At 64.7% G+C, this 19,549-nt stretch carries 15 protein-coding genes; 6 read left to right on the top strand and 9 right to left on the bottom strand.

Going from position 1 to position 19,549, the window contains the following annotated elements:
* Positions 1 to 35: 35 nt before the first annotated feature.
* From E5222_RS01655 to tilS, 3 genes are all read left to right on the top strand, one after another.
* The gene (locus E5222_RS01655) at positions 36 to 878 is read left to right on the top strand and encodes a helix-turn-helix domain-containing protein (protein WP_136691886.1); all 843 of its coding nucleotides are present in this window, start codon (positions 36 to 38) and stop codon (positions 876 to 878) included.
* Positions 879 to 1,010: 132 nt separating this feature from the next.
* On the top strand, positions 1,011 to 1,976 hold the full coding sequence (locus E5222_RS01660; RefSeq protein WP_136691888.1) for a tetratricopeptide repeat protein: 966 nt from the start codon (positions 1,011 to 1,013) through the stop codon (positions 1,974 to 1,976).
* Positions 1,942 to 2,925 (top strand): tRNA lysidine(34) synthetase TilS, encoded by a 984-nt coding sequence (tilS, locus tag E5222_RS01665; protein WP_136691890.1) that lies wholly within the window; start codon positions 1,942 to 1,944, stop codon positions 2,923 to 2,925. The genes E5222_RS01660 and tilS overlap by 35 nt, the downstream gene beginning before the upstream one ends.
* A 113-nt stretch (positions 2,926 to 3,038) precedes the next feature.
* On the opposite strand, the gene E5222_RS01670 is transcribed toward tilS, so the two are convergent.
* The 7 genes from E5222_RS01670 to E5222_RS01700 all read right to left on the bottom strand — a co-directional run bounded on the left by E5222_RS01670 (position 3,039) and on the right by E5222_RS01700 (position 12,440).
* Positions 3,039 to 3,773, bottom strand: coding sequence for a L,D-transpeptidase family protein (locus E5222_RS01670; protein WP_136691892.1), 735 nt, complete (start codon positions 3,771 to 3,773; stop codon positions 3,039 to 3,041).
* Positions 3,774 to 3,864: 91 nt separating this feature from the next.
* Positions 3,865 to 6,639, bottom strand: a complete 2,775-nt coding sequence (locus tag E5222_RS01675) for a phosphoenolpyruvate carboxylase (protein WP_136691894.1) — start codon at positions 6,637 to 6,639, stop codon at positions 3,865 to 3,867.
* Positions 6,636 to 7,271, bottom strand: a complete 636-nt coding sequence (gene eda, locus E5222_RS01680) for a bifunctional 4-hydroxy-2-oxoglutarate aldolase/2-dehydro-3-deoxy-phosphogluconate aldolase (protein WP_136691895.1) — start codon at positions 7,269 to 7,271, stop codon at positions 6,636 to 6,638. Before eda ends, E5222_RS01675 begins: the two co-directional genes overlap by 4 nt.
* Entirely contained in the window at positions 7,268 to 8,248 is a 981-nt protein-coding gene (locus E5222_RS01685) for a glucokinase (protein WP_136691897.1), read from the bottom strand. The genes eda and E5222_RS01685 overlap by 4 nt, the downstream gene beginning before the upstream one ends.
* Positions 8,248 to 10,065 carry a phosphogluconate dehydratase gene (edd, locus tag E5222_RS01690; protein WP_136691899.1) on the bottom strand — a complete coding sequence of 606 codons (1,818 nt, stop codon included), beginning with the start codon at positions 10,063 to 10,065 and terminating at the stop codon, positions 8,248 to 8,250. The genes E5222_RS01685 and edd overlap by 1 nt, the downstream gene beginning before the upstream one ends.
* Positions 10,058 to 11,488 (bottom strand): glucose-6-phosphate dehydrogenase, encoded by a 1,431-nt coding sequence (gene zwf, locus E5222_RS01695; RefSeq protein WP_136691901.1) that lies wholly within the window; start codon positions 11,486 to 11,488, stop codon positions 10,058 to 10,060. The genes edd and zwf overlap by 8 nt, the downstream gene beginning before the upstream one ends.
* A gap of 151 nt (positions 11,489 to 11,639) precedes the next feature.
* Positions 11,640 to 12,440 (bottom strand): transglutaminase-like domain-containing protein, encoded by an 801-nt coding sequence (locus tag E5222_RS01700; protein WP_136691903.1) that lies wholly within the window; start codon positions 12,438 to 12,440, stop codon positions 11,640 to 11,642.
* Positions 12,441 to 12,646: 206 nt separating this feature from the next.
* On the opposite strand from E5222_RS01700, the gene E5222_RS01705 reads away from it, so the two are divergent.
* Positions 12,647 to 15,226: a G8 domain-containing protein gene (locus E5222_RS01705; protein ID WP_136691905.1), complete on the top strand. Its 2,580-nt coding sequence runs from the start codon at positions 12,647 to 12,649 to the stop codon at positions 15,224 to 15,226.
* 38 nt (positions 15,227 to 15,264) lie between these two features.
* Here E5222_RS01705 and E5222_RS01710 read toward each other — a convergent pair whose 3' ends face one another.
* Positions 15,265 to 15,681 (bottom strand): secondary thiamine-phosphate synthase enzyme YjbQ, encoded by a 417-nt coding sequence (locus E5222_RS01710; protein ID WP_136691907.1) that lies wholly within the window; start codon positions 15,679 to 15,681, stop codon positions 15,265 to 15,267.
* Positions 15,682 to 15,823: 142 nt separating this feature from the next.
* On the opposite strand from E5222_RS01710, the gene E5222_RS01715 reads away from it, so the two are divergent.
* Entirely contained in the window at positions 15,824 to 17,419 is a 1,596-nt protein-coding gene (locus tag E5222_RS01715; RefSeq protein WP_136691909.1) for a hypothetical protein, read from the top strand.
* Between the two features lie 100 nt (positions 17,420 to 17,519).
* On the top strand, positions 17,520 to 17,804 hold the full coding sequence (locus tag E5222_RS01720) for a GIY-YIG nuclease family protein (RefSeq protein WP_136691911.1): 285 nt from the start codon (positions 17,520 to 17,522) through the stop codon (positions 17,802 to 17,804).
* Positions 17,805 to 18,163: 359 nt separating this feature from the next.
* Here E5222_RS01720 and rimO read toward each other — a convergent pair whose 3' ends face one another.
* Positions 18,164 to 19,549: a 30S ribosomal protein S12 methylthiotransferase RimO gene (gene rimO / locus E5222_RS01725; RefSeq protein ID WP_136691913.1), complete on the bottom strand. Its 1,386-nt coding sequence runs from the start codon at positions 19,547 to 19,549 to the stop codon at positions 18,164 to 18,166.

Raw genomic sequence — 19,549 nt, forward strand, 5'->3', positions numbered from 1 at the left:
CGCACGAATGCGGGCCCGAACCGGTCGGAAATTTCATGAGCGAACAGATCGAAATGCCTGAGGATACACTCCTCCCGCGCGGGGTGGGTCCGCAATTGCGCCTCGCGCGCGAAAAGGCCGGGTTGAGTGTTGAGGATGTCGCGGAAAGGACGCGCATCGCCCAGCGCTACATCAACGCGATCGAGGAAGGCGAATTCGGCAAGCTGTCCGGGCGTAGCCACGCGGTCGGATTTGCCCGCAATATTGCGCGCGAAGTAGGGCTGGACGAGAACGACATCGTTGCCATGGTCCGCGCCGAAATGGATGCGGCGGCACCCGCCGAGCGTGAGCGTCGTGACAGTTACGAGCCGGGCGACCCGGCGCGTGCGCCTTCCGGTCGGCTGGTATGGCTCTCGATCCTGGGCGTGCTGATCCTCCTGGCGGGCCTGTTCACCGCCTATCGCGTATCGCTTTCGCCCGCAGCCGAACTGCCCTCGCTGGTCGAGCAGCAGGAGGCCGAGGAAGCTGAAGCCGCCGCAGCGGCCGCCGCCGCAGAGGCCGAAGCGGGCACGCAATCGGCTGAGCCAAGCCCGGCGGGTGCCGTGGTCTTCACCGCCACAGCGCCCAATGTCTGGGTGCGTTTTTACGATGCTGCCGGGCGCCGCCTGATGGAGCGTGAACTGGCCGAGGGCGAAAGCTACACAGTGCCTGCTGATGTCGACGGACCGCAATTGTGGACCGGCCGCCCCGATGCGCTGCGCATCACCGTGGGCGGACAGCTGATACCGCCGCTTGCGAGCGAGATGGTGACCATGCGCGACGTGCCGGTGGACGCAGCCTCGCTGCTGGCGCGCGAGATACCGGTCAACACGGCCAGTGCCCCGCTATCGCAGCTATAGGGCATGTCCCTTAGCGGGACGCGTAGCGGGGGATTTCCAGGCTGGGCGGCTCCACTCCGCACGGTTCATCCTCTATTCGGTGAGCGAGTGACACGCAGGCACGAGGCGTTGAAGACAATGGGAAGGCAAGCAATGGCAGGCAGGATTTTGGCAGCACGCAGCTTTGGTGGCTCGCTGGTCGCCGCGGCACTGGTGGCGGGGATGGTCCCGCAGGCGGCACATGCGCAGATCGACAACCGGCTGGAGAGCATAGAAGCGCAGCTGCGCGCCTTGCAGCGGGCGGTCTTTCCCGGCGGCGATTCACGCTTTTTCGAGCCGGAGATCACTGCCAACACCGCGCAGCCGGTTCAGCGCCCGCAGGCCGGCGTTCCCTCCGCCAGCGCGCTGACCGACGTGCTCGCGCGGCTCGATGCGATCGAGCAGCAGCTGGCCCGCCTGACCGCCGCGACCGAGGTGAACGAAAATTCCCTCGCCCTGCTCGACATGCGGGTGAACGAGATCGAGCAGGCGCGGGCTACCACTGTCGCAGCCACTCCCACTCCCACTCCCACTCCCGCTCCCGCCCAGCCGACCGGCGTGATCCCCGTGGGTGAAGGCAATGAGCTTGGCGGACTGGCATCGACCGTAAATACGCCGGCCCCCGCGGTGGCCGGCCCCACGCCCGAACGGCTCGCTGGTGTGCAGGGCATCACCAAGCCCGTGACCGACGACCGGGGTGATGATGAATATACCTATGGCTTCCGCCTGTGGGATGCGGGCTATTACCCCGAAGCGCAGCAGCAGCTGGCGATGTTCGTGGAGCAATATCCGAGCCACTGGCGCACTACCTATGGTCGCAACCTGCTGGGCCGCGCCTTCCTCGATGCCGGCGATGCCCGCCGCGCAGCGACGCATTTCTTCGAGAACTACCAGTCCGACAAGCAGGCCGCCCGCGCCGCAGACAGCCTGCTCTACCTTGCCGAGAGCATGATCGAGCTGGGCGACACCCGCCGCGCCTGCATCGCGCTGGCCGAGTTCGGCGATACCTATCCGGCGCTCGCCACCGGCCGCCTGCAGGGGCTCTATGACACCAGCCGGGGCCGTGTCGACTGCGAGTGATCCGATTCCGCCGGAGCTTGTCGAACGGTTCCGCGCGGCGCTCGAACGGCTGAATCCCGAAGGCGGCAAGATCGGCCTCGCCGTGTCGGGCGGGCCCGATTCCATGGCCATGCTGCTGCTCGCCCATGCGGTGATTCCGGGGCAGTTCGAAGTCGCGACCGTGGATCACGGCTTGCGTCCGGAGGCGAAGGATGAATGCGCGCTGGTCATCGTCGCTTGCACGGCGCGGGGGATTCCCTGCGAGGTGCTGCGCGTCGAGGTGGGCGAGGGCAATCTGCTGGCGAAGGCGCGGAAGGCGCGATACGAAGTGCTGGGCGGCTGGGCGGAGCGTCGGCGACTTGGGGTTATAGCTACCGCGCACCACGCAGACGACCAGGTGGAAACGCTGCTCATGCGGCTCAACCGTGGCGTCGGCGTGACCGGGCTTTCCGGCATCCGCGAACGTGTTACGCTTGACGAAGCAGGCAAGGTCACCCTGATCCGGCCTGTGCTCGACTTCACCCGCCGTGAGCTGTTTGCTGTAGTTCAATCCGCGGCACAGCGATTCGTCGAAGACCCCTCCAACGCCGATGCCGATTTCGAGCGGGTGCGCATGCGCCAGGCGCTTGAAGGAGTCGAATGGCTCGAACCGCGCATGCTGGCTGCCTCCGCCCGCCATCTCGCCGAGGCCGATGATGCCTTGTGGTGGGCGAGCGATATTGCTTGGCATAACAACTCTCGCAAGGAGGACGGCTTGCTTCGCATTCATCCGATCGGACCGCGAGCGATCCGGATGCGTCTGCTTGGTCACGCGCTGTTCGAATTCGGCGGTGATCCCGAAGGCGGGGACCTTGCACGACTGCTCGACCGGCTCGAGCGGGGCGAGGGCGGCAACCTCGCAGGCGTACTGGTTACGGTTGATGGCGAGGAATGGGTGGTTCGCCCCGAACCGCCGCGCAAGACGGGCTGACAAGCAACTCCGTTCGTCCTGAGCTTGTCGAAGGACCGCTTTCGTCTTGCCAAAGGGAAGAAGGGAAAGAACGGCCCTTCGACAAGCTCAGGGCGAACGGCAACCTGCGGTCCCTAACCCCCCAGCTGGCCGCCCACGCCGGTCATCACGCCGTCGGTAATGATCACCACGTCGCCAACCTTTGCAATATCGTACAACCGGCTGACGAATTCGTCGGGCACGCCGATGCAGCCATGGCTGGCATAGCCGAGCTCGACCGTCGATCCGCCATGGATCGCCACGCCGTCCCAGGTCAGCCGTAGCGTCCAGGGCATGGGGGCGTTGTTGTATTTCTCGGAGACATTGTGCCGTTCCTTGGTCAGGATCGGGAAGGTTCCGGTGGGCGTCGGGTGGTCGGGCGTGCCGAGCAGGGTCGCGGCCGCGCCGATCTCGTAGCCATTGCGGAACACGCTGATCACGCGCGCCTGCAAGTCCACCGTCATCACCAGAGGGCCGTCGGGAACGCCTTCGTCATCCCAGTGCCATTCGCCATAGCGGATCGGTCCTTCGATCGGCAGGACGCGCTTGATGACGAAGGGATTCTCCGGATCGTAGGCGGGTACCTCCTGCACCACCGGCTGCGAGGTGAATTCCGGAAGCGCCTCTGCCTGTCCGTCCAGCGACAGGTCGACGGGAGCGGCAGCGGTGACGGCGGTATTCTCCGCCAGAACGTCGTTGCCCTCGATCCAGCTCGCCATCTCGTCATTATTGGCCTTTGCGACCAATGCGTTTCCGCCGAAAGCCATGCTGGCGATCAGCATCACTGATACGGCGGTTGCCCCGCCAATCCATTTTGCAGGCGAATTCATGGATGCCCCCATGCCCCAAGCATTGAATGCCGACAGTAACATCATAGCGCGAGTCCCGAAAGGGGACGTGGCAGTTACCCCGAATTAACGCTTATCCATGGGCCCCGAAGATGTTCGCGATCGCCGTGCTGATGCGTAGCGAGAGGGCATAGGCGGTCTCGATCGGATCGATGAAATCGCGCCTTATCGCCTCGTAACCGTGGTCCTCGCCTTCCGGATAGTCGGTCGGCTCATCCAGCTGGAAATCGGTGATCTTGGGAAAGCTGGTGGGATAGGCGCGGCGAAGCTGCGCCAGCGCCTCGTCGACGCGCAGGGTGAAGACCATTTCCAGCACATCATCACGCGACACGTCATTGGCGCGGCTGAATACCGGCACGCTGACCGCGCGGATGAACATGTGTTGCAGCAGGGCGAGCCGCAGCGCCTGCAGCACGCCAATCATGCGGCGCTTTTCCTCGCGGTTGGCGGTCGGGTCCTCGTCCGGGATCAGGTCCAGCAGGCGGTGCAATTTCAGCGCATCGACGCGCAGGCGGCTGGCGAGGCGGCGGAACACGCCCACCCGGTCATCCTTCACCAGGTACTCTGCCAGCTTCTCGCACGCGGAAGTCAGGTGGCTTTCGGTCCCGCGGTAGGGGCGGCTGGCCCAGTATGCGGAATTGAACAGCTCACCATGTGCGGCGACGGTCTTCACGCTGGCGAGCGCATTGGAAGCGCGCACCAGGCGAACCAGCTGCCGCCCGCGCTCGCTATCCTGCAACAGCTGCGCCATCTCCTCGTAATTGCCCTCCGCCGCGTGGCCGATCCCGGCGATCACATTCACCGGATAGCCGAGCTGCTGCAGGATGGCATTGTGCGGAATGGCGCGGATTTGCCGCAGGCTCATCTCGCGGTCGGCGGATAGGTCGCTCTGCCGGCGGCTGACGCGGCTGCCGGTGGAATTGAGCAGGCCGAGGCCGAAGGCGGTCACAGCGCGGCTGTATGTGCGGCTTTCCAGATGCTCGCGCTGATGCTCCTTGATCGCGCGGTAGAAATCGAGGCTGAGGTCGGTGCGGCGATAGAACAGGTCTTTCGGCGCGTCCGGATCGGTATGGGCGGGGCGGATGCAGGCGATGCGCGTCAGCGTCGCCAGCGCCAGTTCGGGGGTGGAGAACCACAGGTAACCGTCGCCGCCCTGGAAGCTCACTTCAGGCTCCAGCATGATGCCGGCGCGGGCAAAGCGGCGCTTCGCCCAGGGCGAAAGCGGCCAGTTCAGCCGGTCTTCCAGCGAGGAAGGATGCGCGCCGCGGCCCATGCTTTCGCCATGGGTGTTGAAGATCAGCGCGGCGACGCCTTCCATCTCGTGCTCGGCCATCGCCTCGGCCAGCCGGCCCTGTAGGCGCTCGATGGCGAGGCTGGCTGGGATCTGCCCTACGAAGCGACCAGCATCGGAAAAGCCGGTCTGGATCGCCACGCGCCCGCGCACCTTGGCGTAATCGCGATAGATCTCCTCCGCCAGCAGCGCATCGACGAAGCGGCCGCCATGTTCCAGCGCGGTCTCGGTCTCGAACAGGGGCGAGATATCGACCTTGTCCTCGATCCCGAACAGCTTGGCGAAATAGAGCGCGGCGAGGATCGTCGCAGGCTCCTCGCATTCGGCGATCAGCATGCGGATCGGTGCATCCGCATCCACATGGGCGAGGATCTGCGCCATCGCCAGGAATTGCCGGATCGCGGTGGAGCTTTCGATTGCGAGCGCGCCGAAGTTGGAGCGGTGCGGCTTCACCTGCTCGATCGCGCGGCGGATATGGACGATCGCGCCCTTGCTGGCGAGGTCGATCGCGCCGGTCGGATCAAGCTTGCGGCGGATCGCATTGTTGAGCTGTTTCGCGTTCACGCGGAAGTGGATCCAGCCCATGCCAAGGCCATCGGCGCGCATGGAAGCGGCGAGCGTCTTCAGCGCCACGGCGCGGGCGGCATCGTCGGTCTCGGCCGCTTCCTGTTCCAGCCGCTCGATATAGGGCGCGAGCGAAAGCAGCTTGCGCGGATCGCTGGCAGTCAGGCGATTGGCGGCCACCGAAAGCGCGGCGGGATCGGACAGGTCGCCCGCGAAATCGGCCGCGCGTTCCTCGGCATAATTGGTCGCCGGCTTCAGCTCGTTGAGCAGCGGATGCGCGGGGTCGATCTTCGCCAGCGCATCGCAATAGAGCGAGAGTCGCTCGACCTTTTCGGCAAGGCGAAAGCCGATCGAATTGGACCAGGTGATGTCCGTGCGGCCATCCATGTCATAGCCGACCCAGCTGGCGAAGCGGAAAGGCAGCGGCTTCATCGCCAGCCACTCGTCCGGCCAGCTTTTGCGCGCATGGTCGAGCAGCGCGGCGTTCAGCGTATCGCGCGCGACCTGCGCATTGGCGATGGCGTGCATCGCTTGCCCGTGCTCGTAGGCGAGCGTGACTTGCGGACGTTCGCCGATCACGCAATCGGGTTCCACGCCCTCTCCGGCGGCGGCAGCGGCGGCCACTGCATCGGTCTGCGCGGGCGTCATCAGGAAAGTCGGGTGCGCGGTGAAGACGGCGTGGAGCTGCGGGCTGCCCCAGCGATCCGCGAAGGCTGCGAAAGTCGGTTCGGTCAGGCATTCTTCCAGCGCGGCGACATTGGCATCGCGGCCGACTGGCGCGACCATGTTGCGCAGCCGCTCCGCCCGCTGGCCCAAGGCCGCGCATTCGAGTTCGGCTATGATCGCGGCGCAATCCTCCAGTGACAGCTCACCGCTTTCGAGCATGCGCGACAGGTCCAGCGAGAGCTGGAAGACGGGGTTGAACAGCGGCGTTTCCGCCGTGCGCTGATGGCTTTGCTGGAGGCGTTCGGTAAGGTCGGCCAGCGTGGTCATGCGCCGAGGCTCGACGCCGCCTTGGCGAGTTCGCGTATCTCCTCGGGCGAGGCGCCCTTGGGCACGACCCACGACCCGCCGACGCACAGCACGCTGGGCAGCGCCAGCCAGTCGGGTGCGGTCTGGGCGCTGATGCCGCCGGTGGGGCAGAACTTCGCCTTGTAGAAGGGCGCGGCGAGGGCCTTCAAAGCAGGGATGCCGCCTGCGGCCATGGCGGGGAAGAACTTGAAGTGTTCAAGGCCCATATCCATGCCGCGCATGATGTCACCCGCCGTGGCAATGCCGGGAAGGAAGGGTGTGCCGCTCTTCAACGCGGCTTCGCCCAGCGGCTGCGTCAGGCCGGGAGAGACGATGAATTCGGCCCCCGCATCCAGCGCTGCGCCCAGTTCGCGCGAATTGGTGACGGTACCCGCACCGACCACAGCGCCCTTCACCAGGTTCATGCGCTTGATCACATTGAGCGCCGCATCCGTGCGCAAGGTCACCTCCAGCGCCGTCAGCCCGCCTTCGACCAGCGCCTCGGCCACTTCGCGCGCTTCGCCATCATCCTCGATCACCAGCACGGGGATCACGGGGGCGAGGCGCATCACGCGCTCGATCTCATGCGGGTTGTAGGCGGCGGTATCGCTCATGCGGCAGCTCCTTCATGGCGCTGGAAGAATGCAGCCGCGGCACCGAACAGGCCGGGCTGCGGATGGGTTATCAGCTTTACCGGCATCCGCGCCATCATGCCGGCAAAGCGGCCCTTGGCGCAGAAGCGTTCGGCAAAGCCGGATGTAGGCAAATAGTCGCGCAGACGATAGCCGAGACCGCCCGCGATGACCACGGCGGAGGCGCCTTGCGACAGTGCCGTATCGCCCGCCACCGAGCCGAGCGAGAGGGCGAAGCGGTCCATCGCCGCGCCCGCAAGGCTATCACTGCCGTCCTGCGCGGCGGTCCAGATGGCGACATCGTCCTGCTCGCGCACGGCCTTGCCTTCGAGGGCTGCGAGCGTGGCGTAGATCTCGACAATGGCCGGGCCGGAGACGACGCGCTCGGCCGAAACGCGGGTGTGGGTCTTGCGGATACGGGCGAGGATCGCATCCTCGATCGGGTCGAGCGGGGCGAAATCGACATGGCCGCCCTCGGTCGCCTGCACATGGGTGAGGCCTTTGCCATTGCGCCACAGCCAGGCGACGCCGAGCCCGGTACCGGGGCCGAGCACGCTGATCGTGCCGCTGGCAGGCAGGGGCTCATCCGGTCCGGCAAGGTGGAGGAACTGGTCCTCCGGCGCGCGGGAGACGGCATGCGCCACGGCCTCGAAATCATTGACCAGCACGTAGTCGGATACGCCCAGCTTCTCCCTGATCAGGGCAGGGCGGATGATCCACGGATTGTTGGTGAAGCGGATCACATCGCCGCCTACGGGTCCGGCGATGGCGATGGCGACCTTGTCGGGCAGGCTGCCGCCCTGCCGCTCGCGGTAATCCTCCCACGCGGTCTGGAAGCTGGCGTGGTCCTCGGTCTCCAGCGTTACCGGCTCGTCGAGCGTGATCGTTCCATCGTCGCTGCGCGTGGCGATGCAGAAACGGGCATGCGTGCCGCCGACATCGATCGCGACGATCTGCATTACAGCCCCGCCGCCGCCAGCATGGCGCTGCCGCCCTTTTCCGCCTCGTCCGCGCCGATGCGGAACATGGCGAAGATCTCGCGACCCGTTCCGCTCGCGGGCGGGGGTGCCTCGGCAGGTGTGCGCTTGGTAAGGTCCGCCGTGGTGGAGAGCGTGCCGGTGGTCGCGCACAGCTTCACCATGTCGCCATCTTCAAGCAGCGAGAGCGGACCGCCGCCCAGTGCTTCAGGCGAGCAATGGATCGCGGCGGGCACCTTGCCCGATGCGCCCGACATGCGGCCATCGGTGACCAGCGCCACCTTGTATCCCTTGTCCTGCAGCACGCCCAGGACCGGGGTCAGCGCGTGGAGTTCGGGCATGCCATTGGCGCGCGGGCCCTGGAAGCGCACGACGACGATCACGTCGCGGTTGAGTTCGCCGTCCCTGAAGGCTTGGGCCACCTGCCGCTGGTCGGAGAAGACGCGGCAGGGCGCTTCGATCGTATAGCGATCCTCTGTCACCGCGCTGGTCTTGAAACAGGCGCGGCCGAGATTGCCCTCGACCAGCCGCATGCCGCCATCGGCCTGGAAGGGATCGGAGGCGGGGCGGAGCATCTCCTTGTCGCCGCTCTCACCCACATCGCGCCAGGCGAGGCTCTCACCATCGAGCCAAGGTTCCTTGGCATAATCGTTGAGGCCATCCTGCCCGGCGACGGTCAGCACATCGGCGTGGGCAAGACCCGCCTTCAGCAGCTCGCCAACGACAAAGCCGATCCCGCCCGCATTGTGGAAGTGGTTCACATCGCCCGAACCGTTGGGATAGACGCGGCTCAATAGCGGCACGGCGGCGGAAAGCTCGGCGAGGTCGGTCCAGTCGATCACGATCCCGGCCGCGCGCGCGAAGGCGGGAATGTGGATCGCATGGTTGGTCGATCCGCCGGTGGCGAGCAGGCCGACGGCGGCGTTCACCACCGCCTTTTCGTCCACGACCTTGGCCAGCGGGCGGTAGTCGTTCCCCTCGCGCGTGATCGCGGCGAGGCGGTGGACGGCGGCACGGTCGAGCTCCTGCCGCAAAGGCGTGTTCGGCGTGACGAAGGCGGCGCCCGGCATGTGCAGGCCCATCAGCTCCATCATCATCTGGTTCGAATTGGCCGTGCCGTAAAAGGTGCAGGTGCCCGCCGAATGGTAGGACTTGCTCTCGCTTTCGAGCAGTTCGGCGCGGGTCGCCTTGCCTTCGGCATAAAGCTGGCGGACCCGCTGCTTCTCCTTGTTCGGGATGCCGCTGGGCATCGGCCCGCTGGGCACAAACATGGCGGGCAGCCAGCCGAAGCGCAGGCTCCCCATGAGTAGGCCCGGCACGATCTTGTCGCAAATGCCCAGCAACGCCACCGAGTCATACATGTGGTGCGAGAGGCCCACCCCGGCGGCGAGAGCGATCACGTCGCGGCTGAACAGGGAGAGCTCCATGCCCTCCTTGCCCTGCGTGACCCCGTCGCACATGGCGGGCGTCGCGCCTGCCACCTGTGCCGTGGCGCCCACTTCGCGGGCATAGAGCTTCAGCCGCGGCGGGTAGGCGCCATAGGGCTGGTGGGCGGAGATCGTGTCGTTGTATGCGCTGATGATGCCGATATTCGGCCCGGCCCGGGTGGCGATGGCCTGCTTGTCTTCCTCGGCGGCGGCAAAGCCATGGGCGAGGTTGGAACAAGGCAGGGCGGCATTGCGGTCCTTATGCAGCTCGCCCTCCTCCTCCATGAGCCGGAGATAGGCGGCGCGGCTGTCCTTCGATCGCTCGATAATCCGGTCCGTCACCCGCTCGAGCGCGGGGTGGAGGTTACTCATGCCAGCTCACCCCGTCGCGTTCGGCAAGGGCGATGGCGGCGCTGGGACCCCAGCTTCCGGCGGCATAGGTCCTGGGCGTGATGCCTTCCTTGGCCCAGGTCTCGCGGATCGCATCGATCCATTTCCATTGCGCCTCCACCTCGTCACGCCGGACGAACAGCGTCTGATCGCCATGGATCAGGTCGAGCAGCAGGCGTTCATAGGCGATGCGCTTGACCTTGCCGGAAAAGGCATCGGGCATGGCGATATCGAGGGGGACGGGGCGCAGCACCATGCCCTCCTGGTCGATGCCGGGCACCTTGGCCATCAGGTTGAGCTGCACGTTCTCGGTCGGCTGGATGCCGATCACGAGCTTGTTCGCGCTCATCTTCGCGCCTTCGAAAATCGAGTGCGGCACCGATTTGAACTGCACCACGATCTCGGTCACGCGTTCGTGCAGGCGCTTGCCTGTGCGCATGTAGAAGGGCACGCCGCGCCAGCGCCAATTGTCGACATGCGCCTTCAGCGCGACGAAAGTCTCCGTATCGCTGTCACGCCCCAGCTCCTCGTCATAGCCGGGCACTATCTTGCCGCTACTCGCACCGCCGCGATACTGGCCGGTCACCACCTCGTCCGCCGAGACGGGGCGCAGCGCGCGCAGCACTTTCACCTTCTCGTCGCGCACCGCATTGGCGGAGAAGCTGGAGGGCGGTTCCATCGCCACCAGAGCGAGCAGCTGCAGCATGTGGTTCTGCACCATGTCACGCAGCGCGCCGGCATCGTCATAGAAATCGACCCGGCTTTCGAGGCCGACGGTCTCGGCCACGGTGATCTGCACATGGTCGATATATTGCGAACGCCACAGCGGCTCGAACATCAGGTTGGCGAAACGCAGCGCGAGGAGGTTCTGCACCGTCTCCTTGCCGAGGTAATGGTCGATGCGGAAAATCCGCTCCTCGGGAAAGGCGGAGGCGACCGCATCGTTGATCTCGCAGCTGGAGGCGAGGTCGTTGCCGAGCGGTTTCTCCAGGCTGATGCGCGCGCCTTCACCTGCAAGACCGGCTGCCTGCAGCCCTTCGATCGTCGGCTTGAACAGGCTGGGCGCGGTGGAGAGGAAGATCGCCACATCCTCGCCAGGACCAGCCTGCTTCGCCAGCTCCTTGTAGCCTTCGGGCGTGGTCACATCCAGTTGCTGGTAGTGCAGCCGGTTGAGGAAATCGGCGACGCCGCCGCGCCGTTCGGCGGGCAGGAACTTCTCCAGCGCATCGCGGGAGAAATTGCGGAATTCGCCATCGCTCATCTCCGAACGCGCGGTTCCGACGATGCGCAGGTCTTCCGGCACCAGCCCTTCGGCATGCAGCGCGCAAAGGCTGGGGAGGAGCATGCGGCGCGACAGATCCCCCGTCGCTCCGAACAATAATAACGTATGGGCCTGTGCGGTCATTCCTGTTCCCTGTCGCGTGTCGCGGTCACTCTAGACCGAATATGTTGCGCTGCAATAGCAGCGCATTCGAATACAGTGCCGGCGTTGCGTACTGCACTTCCATATCTCGCAGTGGTAGCGCTAACAATAGTGAAGTTCCGCACTTCCGGCGTCAGTCGCGGGGGTTCACTTCCACGCGGTGATCGCCGAATTGCGCGAGGCCGAAGACGGTGAGGAAACTGACATCCGCGGCATCGCGGCCAACACCGATCTTCACCGTTTTGTCCGCTTCCGCCATGCCAGTCGCATCGACGAGGTACCATGCACCGCCGCCTTCGACTGTCGGGTCGGCCAGGAAGACTTCGGCCACGGCATGGAAGTCCTGCGGCGTCACGCGCGGGGCATAGCAGCTGACATAGCGCGCCGGGATCGTCGCCGCGCGGGCGAGCGAGACCATCACATGGGCAAAGTCGCGGCAGATCCCGCGCCTTTCGACGAAGGTATCGACCGCTGTGGTCGTGGCATTGCTGCTGCCCGGCTCATAGGCGATTTCCTGCGCGATCCAATCACGCATGGCGGCGATCTTGGCCCCGCCTTCCTGCGCGCCGAAGCGGCTGGCGACGAAGCTCTGCATCCGGTCCGCCTGGCAATAGCGGGAATCGAACAGGTACTTCACCGTCGAGCCCGGCAGCTCATGCGCGGGCAGGGCGGCCAGCGCGGCGATGTCATGCGTGTTGCGCGAAATGGCGACGCTGGCGGAATAGTCGACCGTCACCTCGCCCTCCGCACGCAGCCAGATCCGCTCCCCGATATCGTCCTGCGCGGGCACGCGCGCCATATGGATCGCCTCGGACAATTGCGTGTCGGCGGAGAGGACCTGCTGTTCGGGAATGTCCGCCGCCTCGAACTGCAGGAGCAGGTCGGTCGGATGATCGAGCCGGAAAGTGAAGTGCGCGCTGATATCGATGGGCATCATCCCCTCAATGCGTCAGCGCGGCGAAGTATCCTAGCGAATTGTCGCGCCAGTCACGCGCCCATCACATGCGCTCGCCCGCCCGGTCCTGAGCGGCGTCGGCGCGCGGGCGACAGAGACCTTGGCAAAGCGGCTTATCCGATGCACAATTGCCGCCAGAAAAAATGGCGGGACATAACGATCCCGACGAGAGGGGATAGTCGATCATGGCCAAGCAGCTTCGCTTGTTGCGTCTTTGCGCGCTTCTTCCAGTTTCACTCCTGCTTGGGGCAGGGTCCGGCGTTGCGGCACAGGATAGCCACGCCCACGCCGATATGGAGGCCGAGGCGGCTCCGGCACAGGTCAGGTCGTTGCGCTGGTCCGATCCCGCCACTTGGCCCGACGGGAAGGTGCCGGACGAGGGCGATGCGGTGACGATCGAGCGCGACATGGACGTGCTTCTCGACGTCAGCCCGCCCGCTTTGCGCAGCCTGACGGTCAACGGCAAGCTCCGCTTTTCCGACGAACGCGATATCGAGCTCTCGACCGAGTGGATCTACGTTCCCGGCGGCGAGCTGGAGATCGGCACCGAGGACAAGCCGCATACGCGCAAGGCCACCATTACGCTGACCGACAATGTCCCCGGCGAAGACCTCAACACGATGGGCGATCGCGGGATCATGCTAATGCGCGGCACGCTCAACCTGCATGGCGACCGCGAGCATACCTGGACCAAGCTCGCCCGCACGGCGGAGGCCGGCAGCAGCGCAATCGAAGTGCTCGATGCCAGCGGCTGGCGCGTGGGTGACGAGATCGTCCTCGCCTCCACCGACTTCAACCCGCGACAGGCGGAACGGCGCCATATCGCCGCCATCGACGGCAATGTGCTGACGCTCGACGCGCCGCTCGACTACATGCATTTCGGCGAGATCACCTTCGGCGTGGACGAGCGCGGCGAAGTCGGCCTGCTGACGCGCAATATCCTCATCCAGTCCTCCGAAGACTCGAACGAGACATATTTCGGCGGGCACATCATGGCGATGGTCGGCTCGAAGATGTTCGTCTCGGGCATCGAATTGAACCGCATGGGCCAGCACATGAATCTGGCGCGCTACCCGATCCACTGGCACCTGATCGGCGAGGGTGCAGGGCAGTATATCCGCAACTCGGCGATCCACGACACGTTCAGCCGCTGCGTGACGGTGCACGGCACCAACAACCTGCGCGTGGAAAACAACGTGACCTACAACAATGTGGGCCACTGCTTCTTCCTCGAAGACGGGATCGAGACGGGCAATGCATTCGTCCGCAATCTCGGCATCCAGACCAAGTGTCATCCGACGCTGCCCTGCGATCCGACCAACCTCACCCTGCCGCACCAGGCGATGGACGGGCAGCGGGCCGACAATATCCTGATCCCCTCGGACAACACGGCTTCCACATTCTGGATCACCAATCCGGACAATAGCTATATCGGCAATGTGGCGGCAGGCTCCGACCAGATCGGCTTCTGGATCGCGCTTCCGCAGCACCCGACCGGCCAGTTCGAAGGCACGGAGATCAGCGCCCAGACATGGCCGCGCCGGATGAAGCTGCGCGAGTTCACCGGCAATACCGCCCACTCCAATTTCGACGGATTGATGTTCGATCGCGGCCCAGCGCCCGACGGCACGTTCAACGTCGGCGGCGCGGCGCATATCAGCCGTGCGGATCCCTCCGACGCGGCCAGTGCGCCGGTGCCATCGGTCGTCGACAACTACACCGCCTACAAGAACCGCAACGGCGCCATCTGGGGCCGCGGCGAGTATCACCTGTTCACCAATTTGAAGCTGGCCGACAACGCCATCGGCTTCACCCATGCGGCGGGTGCTCCGGGTGCCGCGCCCTACACCTCGCGCGTGGTTGACTCGCTGTTCGTGGGTGAGAGCGGCAATATCGGCAATCCGACAAGCCCCGAGGAAGTGGCCTATGGCCGCAGCCTGCCGGCCGCCGCCGCCGATTTCCCGATCCGCGGCTATGAATATTACGATTACCTCCACGAAGTCGTGAACACGCGCTTCGTGAACTACCAGGCCAACGACCAGCGCGATGCGGGCGCGCTTTCCTACCTGCTGTTCACCAGCTTCGGCATGAGCACTCATAACTCGGTCGAGGGACTGACCTTCGAAGACGCCAAGCCGGTCAGCTTCCCGCCCGTCGATCGTCGCTGGGCGTCCGATTTCGGTGGCCGCGCTGCCTACAGGAGTGCGGCCTTCCATGACCGGGATGGCTCGGTCACCGGCGTTCCCGGCTCCTATGTCGTGATCGACAACGGCATCGCCTCGCATGACGAAGCCTGCCAGATCAGGTCGAGCTGGGGTGCTGCCGTCTGCGAAGGTGATATCGGCCGCTTCCACATCGCCGGCAACTTCCCCGATTTCGGCAATCAGCCGATCACCGAACCGGTCATCCTCGACCGCGACGGCAGGCGTTTCGAATATAATGGCGAAACCACGATCGGCAGCGGCGCGGAGGTTCGGGTGGACACCGCCCGCGATGCGATGTCGATTTCCTTGCGCGAAATGGACCAGGGCTCCTTCGTGATCCTGCAGCTGCCCGGCTTCACCAGCGCCGCCCGCGGCGCGGAGCAGGCTAGCCTCGACGCCCTGCGCGCGGCGAGCGAGACCGCCTGGTTCCGGGACGACAACTCGCTCTGGGTCAAGCTCGTGGTCGAAGACGCCGCCGCCGATGGCGACGTCCTCGTGCAGGTCGGCCAGCTGCGCGCGCAGGCGACCATCGATGTGAGCAGGACAGGCCTCGGCGGCTAACTCAACCGGATCGCCGCCGGGCCCAAAAGCCGCCGGGCCTAGTCGCCCATTACATGGGCGACGACCTGGCGGCGATGCGGCTGGCTGCGATGTTCGGCAAGGTAGATGCCCTGCCACGTGCCCAGCGCCATCCGCCCGTCCACCACAGGGATCGATAGCGAGGCACCGGTCAGCGTGGCGCGCAGATGGGCGGGCATGTCGTCCGGCCCCTCGTCATCATGCTCGTATCCGGCGTTCTCCGGCGCGACCATTTCCATCCACCGCAACATGTCCCGCTTCACCGCCGGCGCCGCATTCTCATTGATGGTGAGCGATGCGGAAGTGTGCCGGCAAAACAGCGTGACGAGGCCGGTGGTCACGCCGGTCGTGGCGAGCCACTGCGCGACATCGGAGGTGAACTCGACCAGCGACTTGCCGGAGGTGGGGATGGTGAAGGTCTGGGTGTGGTGGGGCATGGTGGTGGGTATAGCGGTGCGAGGGCGCTGGTGCACGGGTTCTCACCCTCTTTGCTTTCAAAAAGGTTGGTCCGTCTGCTTCATGGAGCGCGCGCGATATTCACCATTGAAACATGTTCTGAATAGCGAATAGACAGCTATCATGACGATCTATTTCATGCCGCCGCTGCGCGTGTTGCTCACTGCAGCTCTTGTTTTTTTGCCGGCAGCGTCGCTTGCGGCGCAGGAAAAGGGCGATGTTCGCTGGCGCGACCTGCCAGACAACGAGCTTGGAACGAAGGCACAGGATTTCTTCGCCAATCCTACTGCCGCGCCCTGCACGGAAGGCATGCCCGCGATCTCTGAACTTGCGCGTCGTCATCCCAATACACCGGCCTACGGAAACATGTTGATCCTGGCTCGAATGTTTTGCGCCATGGACGAGGGGCGATGGGAAACTGCGTTGGACAGTCTTCGGGAAGTTGAAGCTGGCGGCGTACCCTTCGACCCATTCTTCGGGTTGAGCATCGCGACCTGGGCTGGGGACACGGAGGAGGTGCTGCGGCGGCTGGAAGCGGTCGTCGTGCATGGCGCGGCGCCAATCGACGGACCCGACGCGGAACAGGCGACCAGCGGCGCCTTGCGCTTGTTGTTCCGAGAACACCTACATGAAAAGCTTCGCGCCTTGTCCTATCGCGCGTTCAGGGCAGGCAGCTTGGATGCGATGGACACCGACTATGCCGCCAATTTCGCCAGCTACGCGATCAAGCCGGCGATGGAAAATAACCCGGAAGACCTGCCAACCCTGCTCTCTTATATGAAGCAGCCGCAAAGCTACATCAATTTGCTGCAGGACCGGGAATTTGAGGCAATCTGGCCGCAGTTGGAAGAGCGCGTCGGCCTCCACTTCCGCGGCGTGGCGGCTATCGATCTGGCCGAAAAGCAGTCGATATTCGAAGCAGATCCAGGCAATAGCGAGGGTTTGCGAGATTACGCATACGCGCTGTATTATGCTGGCCGCTTTGCCGATTTGCTAGAGCAGGTGACAGATTGGAGGGAAGCCTTCAATCTCGACGGGGAAATCGACGAGCATTTGGGCTGGGCGATGAATTTGGCCGCCTACTCCGCCGATGCGACCGGCGACCCGGAAAGGGCCGATCAATTCATGGTGGAACTTGCTGCACTTGACGAGAACATCCACCCTTGGGTCGTCAACTTCACCATCAATCACTCCATACGCTTGTTCGAAAAGGGACGTTATGAAGAGGCGCTCGCAGCACTCGGTCGAGCCGGTGAAGTGGCCGACGTACACGGATCGACCTATGCGCGCATGCTGGTGTCCGAATACCGTGCATGTTCCTTGCAACAACTCGGCCGGGCTAACGAGGCTGAGGAGGAATTCGTCTACCTGCGCGACAATGCCGGGGACAGTTACCGAGTGGCGGCCGGCGGCATGCTTTGCCTTGGTAAGCGGGATGAGCTGGTAGCGTTGCTACTGGAAGCGATGGAGGACGAGGATGAACGCAGGGAAATTGCCAGGCTGATGCAGCGTGAAGGATATGAATTCGAATACCGCCCTTCAAAGCTTCCTGTGATTCGAGATGTAATCCTCGCAGAGGATGCACTACGGGTTCCGCTCGAAAGCGAAATCAGGATCGTGCCTGACAGCTTGATCCCCGCACCGGCTTGGCAGTGGATGACCGTCAGGGACGGTAGAATTCCGGATAATGAGGATTCCGGGGGCAATATAGCTAATTGACCATTGCTGCATCGGTCGAAATTTCCCGGGACAGCCTATCTAGCCAACCCCCGCTCAGCCTGAGCTTGTCCAAGGCCACGCGCCAAGGTTAGCCCGCCCCATGGCCTTCTACGCCTACCTCCTGCGATGCAATGACGGCAGCTACTATGCCGGGCATACGGACGATATCGATTTGCGCGTGGCCCGGCACAATAGCGGGGCTCTCGGCGGATATACTGCCGCGCGCCTGCCGGTGACCTTGGTCTGGTCGGACACATTCCCTACGCGCGAGGAGGCGTTTGCGGCGGAGCGTCGGATCAAGGGGTGGAGCAGGGCCAAGAAGGAGGCCCTGATCGCCGGGGACTGGGATCTGGTGTCGCGGTTGGCGCGAAATCGGCAAGGGTGAGGGGCTGAAGTTCGCGCGTGGCCTTCGACAAGTTCAGGCTGAGCGGAGGTGGGGTGAGTGACGGTGGCAGCGGCAACCGGCGACTTTCCTACAGCGCAGCTGTCCCGATAGGGCAAGCCTCGGCTCTTTCACACGTCCGCACCCCCACGCGTTCTAGCTTCATGGAACGGTGCGAAACGGAAGGTTACACGCTTTCGCGGTCTTCCGAGCGGGAACTCGCGCAATTCTGCGCCTCTCGCCCCCGTTCAGCTTTTCACATTTACTCCGGTTTCGTGTTCCACCTCAGCGGGAAACGGGCGCGTTCTCGGTCGCCCTATCGCTTCGCTACTTGAGGCGATGCTGTCCGCCCTATCGCTTCGCTACTTGAGGGCGGGTACCCCATACAGGTCGTGCGCATCGGCCTCCTCGACCTCGATATCGATGAAGTCGCCTGCCTTCAGCGTCGCGGCGACGTTGCGCAGGTAGACGGCGCCGTCGATCTCCGGGGCGTCGGCTTGACTGCGGGCGGTGGCGCCGATATCGCCATCCTCGTCGGGTTCGCCCACCTCGTCCACGATCACGGGGATCACCTTGCCGACCTTGGCGGCGAGCTTGGCGGCGCTGATGCGCTCGGTCACTTCCATGACGCGGGCGAAGCGTTCCTCCTTCACCTCCTCGGACACCGGGTCGGGCAGGGCATTGGCCTGTGCGCCTTCTACGGGCTCGAAGCGGAAGGCGCCGACGCGGTCGAGCTGGGCTTCCTCCAGCCAGTCGAGCAGGTACTGGAAGTCCTCCTCGGTCTCTCCCGGGAAGCCGACCACGAAGCTGGAGCGGATGGCGATGTCCGGGCAGATTGCGCGCCATGTCTTCAGGCGTTCGAGCACCTTCGCCTCATTGGCGGGGCGCTTCATGGCCTTCAGTACCTTGGGGCTCGCATGCTGGAAGGGGATGTCGAGATAGGGGGTGATCAGTCCTTCCGCCATCAGCGGGATCACCGCATCGACATGGGGGTAGGGGTAGACATAGTGGAGGCGCACCCAAGGCGTGTCGCCTTCGGCCGTGCGTAGCTGGCCGAGCTCGCGGGCAAGGTCGGTCATGTGGGCGCGGACGGGGTGACCCTTCCACATGCGCTCCTCATGGCGGGTGTCGACGCCGTATGCGGAGGTGTCCTGGCTGATGACCAGCAGCTCCTTGGTGCCGGCGGCGACGAGCTTCTCCGCCTCGCGCAGCACGGCATCGACGCGGCGGCTGGCGAGCTTGCCGCGCAGGTCCGGGATGATGCAGAAGGCGCAAGAGTGGTTACAGCCCTCGCTGATCTTGAGGTAGCTGTAGTGGCGCGGGGTCAGCTTCACCATGTCGTCGCTGGGTTGCGGGACGAGGTCGATAAAGGGACCTTGCGAGGGCGGTGCGGCTTCGTGCACGGCTTCGACCACGTCCTCATACTGGTGCGCGCCGGTGATGGCGAGGACCTGGGGGAAGCGGGCGCGGATCAGTTCCGCCTCGTCACCCATGCAGCCGGTCACGATCACGCGGCCGTTCTCGGCAATGGCCTCGCCGATCGCCTCCAGGCTCTCTTCCTTGGCGGAATCGAGGAAGCCGCAAGTGTTGACGAGCACCACGTCTGCGCCCTCATAGTCGGGCGACATGGCATAGCCGTCGGCGCGCAGCTTGGTGAGAATGCGCTCGGAATCGACCAGCGCCTTGGGGCAGCCGAGGCTGACCATGCCGACGCGCTTCTGCTCGGGTATCGTGGTGCTTGTTGCCAT

Source organism: Alteraurantiacibacter aquimixticola (assembly GCF_004965515.1).
Lineage (GTDB): Bacteria > Pseudomonadota > Alphaproteobacteria > Sphingomonadales > Sphingomonadaceae > Alteraurantiacibacter > Alteraurantiacibacter aquimixticola.

Excerpts from the sequence above, each read along its gene's own strand:
- E5222_RS01655 (WP_136691886.1), top strand. The coding sequence starts at position 36 with ATGAGCGAACAGATCGAAATGCCTGAGGATACACTCCTCCCGCGCGGG.
- E5222_RS01660 (WP_136691888.1), top strand. The coding sequence starts at position 1,011 with ATGGCAGGCAGGATTTTGGCAGCACGCAGCTTTGGTGGCTCGCTGGTC.
- tilS (WP_136691890.1), top strand. The coding sequence starts at position 1,942 with ATGACACCAGCCGGGGCCGTGTCGACTGCGAGTGATCCGATTCCGCCG.
- E5222_RS01670 (WP_136691892.1), bottom strand. The coding sequence starts at position 3,773 with ATGAATTCGCCTGCAAAATGGATTGGCGGGGCAACCGCCGTATCAGTG.
- E5222_RS01675 (WP_136691894.1), bottom strand. The coding sequence starts at position 6,639 with ATGACCACGCTGGCCGACCTTACCGAACGCCTCCAGCAAAGCCATCAG.
- eda (WP_136691895.1), bottom strand. The coding sequence starts at position 7,271 with ATGAGCGATACCGCCGCCTACAACCCGCATGAGATCGAGCGCGTGATG.
- E5222_RS01685 (WP_136691897.1), bottom strand. The coding sequence starts at position 8,248 with ATGCAGATCGTCGCGATCGATGTCGGCGGCACGCATGCCCGTTTCTGC.
- edd (WP_136691899.1), bottom strand. The coding sequence starts at position 10,065 with ATGAGTAACCTCCACCCCGCGCTCGAGCGGGTGACGGACCGGATTATC.
- zwf (WP_136691901.1), bottom strand. The coding sequence starts at position 11,488 with ATGACCGCACAGGCCCATACGTTATTATTGTTCGGAGCGACGGGGGAT.
- E5222_RS01700 (WP_136691903.1), bottom strand. The coding sequence starts at position 12,440 with ATGCCCATCGATATCAGCGCGCACTTCACTTTCCGGCTCGATCATCCG.
- E5222_RS01705 (WP_136691905.1), top strand. The coding sequence starts at position 12,647 with ATGGCCAAGCAGCTTCGCTTGTTGCGTCTTTGCGCGCTTCTTCCAGTT.
- E5222_RS01710 (WP_136691907.1), bottom strand. The coding sequence starts at position 15,681 with ATGCCCCACCACACCCAGACCTTCACCATCCCCACCTCCGGCAAGTCG.
- E5222_RS01715 (WP_136691909.1), top strand. The coding sequence starts at position 15,824 with ATGACGATCTATTTCATGCCGCCGCTGCGCGTGTTGCTCACTGCAGCT.
- E5222_RS01720 (WP_136691911.1), top strand. The coding sequence starts at position 17,520 with ATGGCCTTCTACGCCTACCTCCTGCGATGCAATGACGGCAGCTACTAT.
- rimO (WP_136691913.1), bottom strand. The coding sequence starts at position 19,549 with ATGGCAACAAGCACCACGATACCCGAGCAGAAGCGCGTCGGCATGGTC.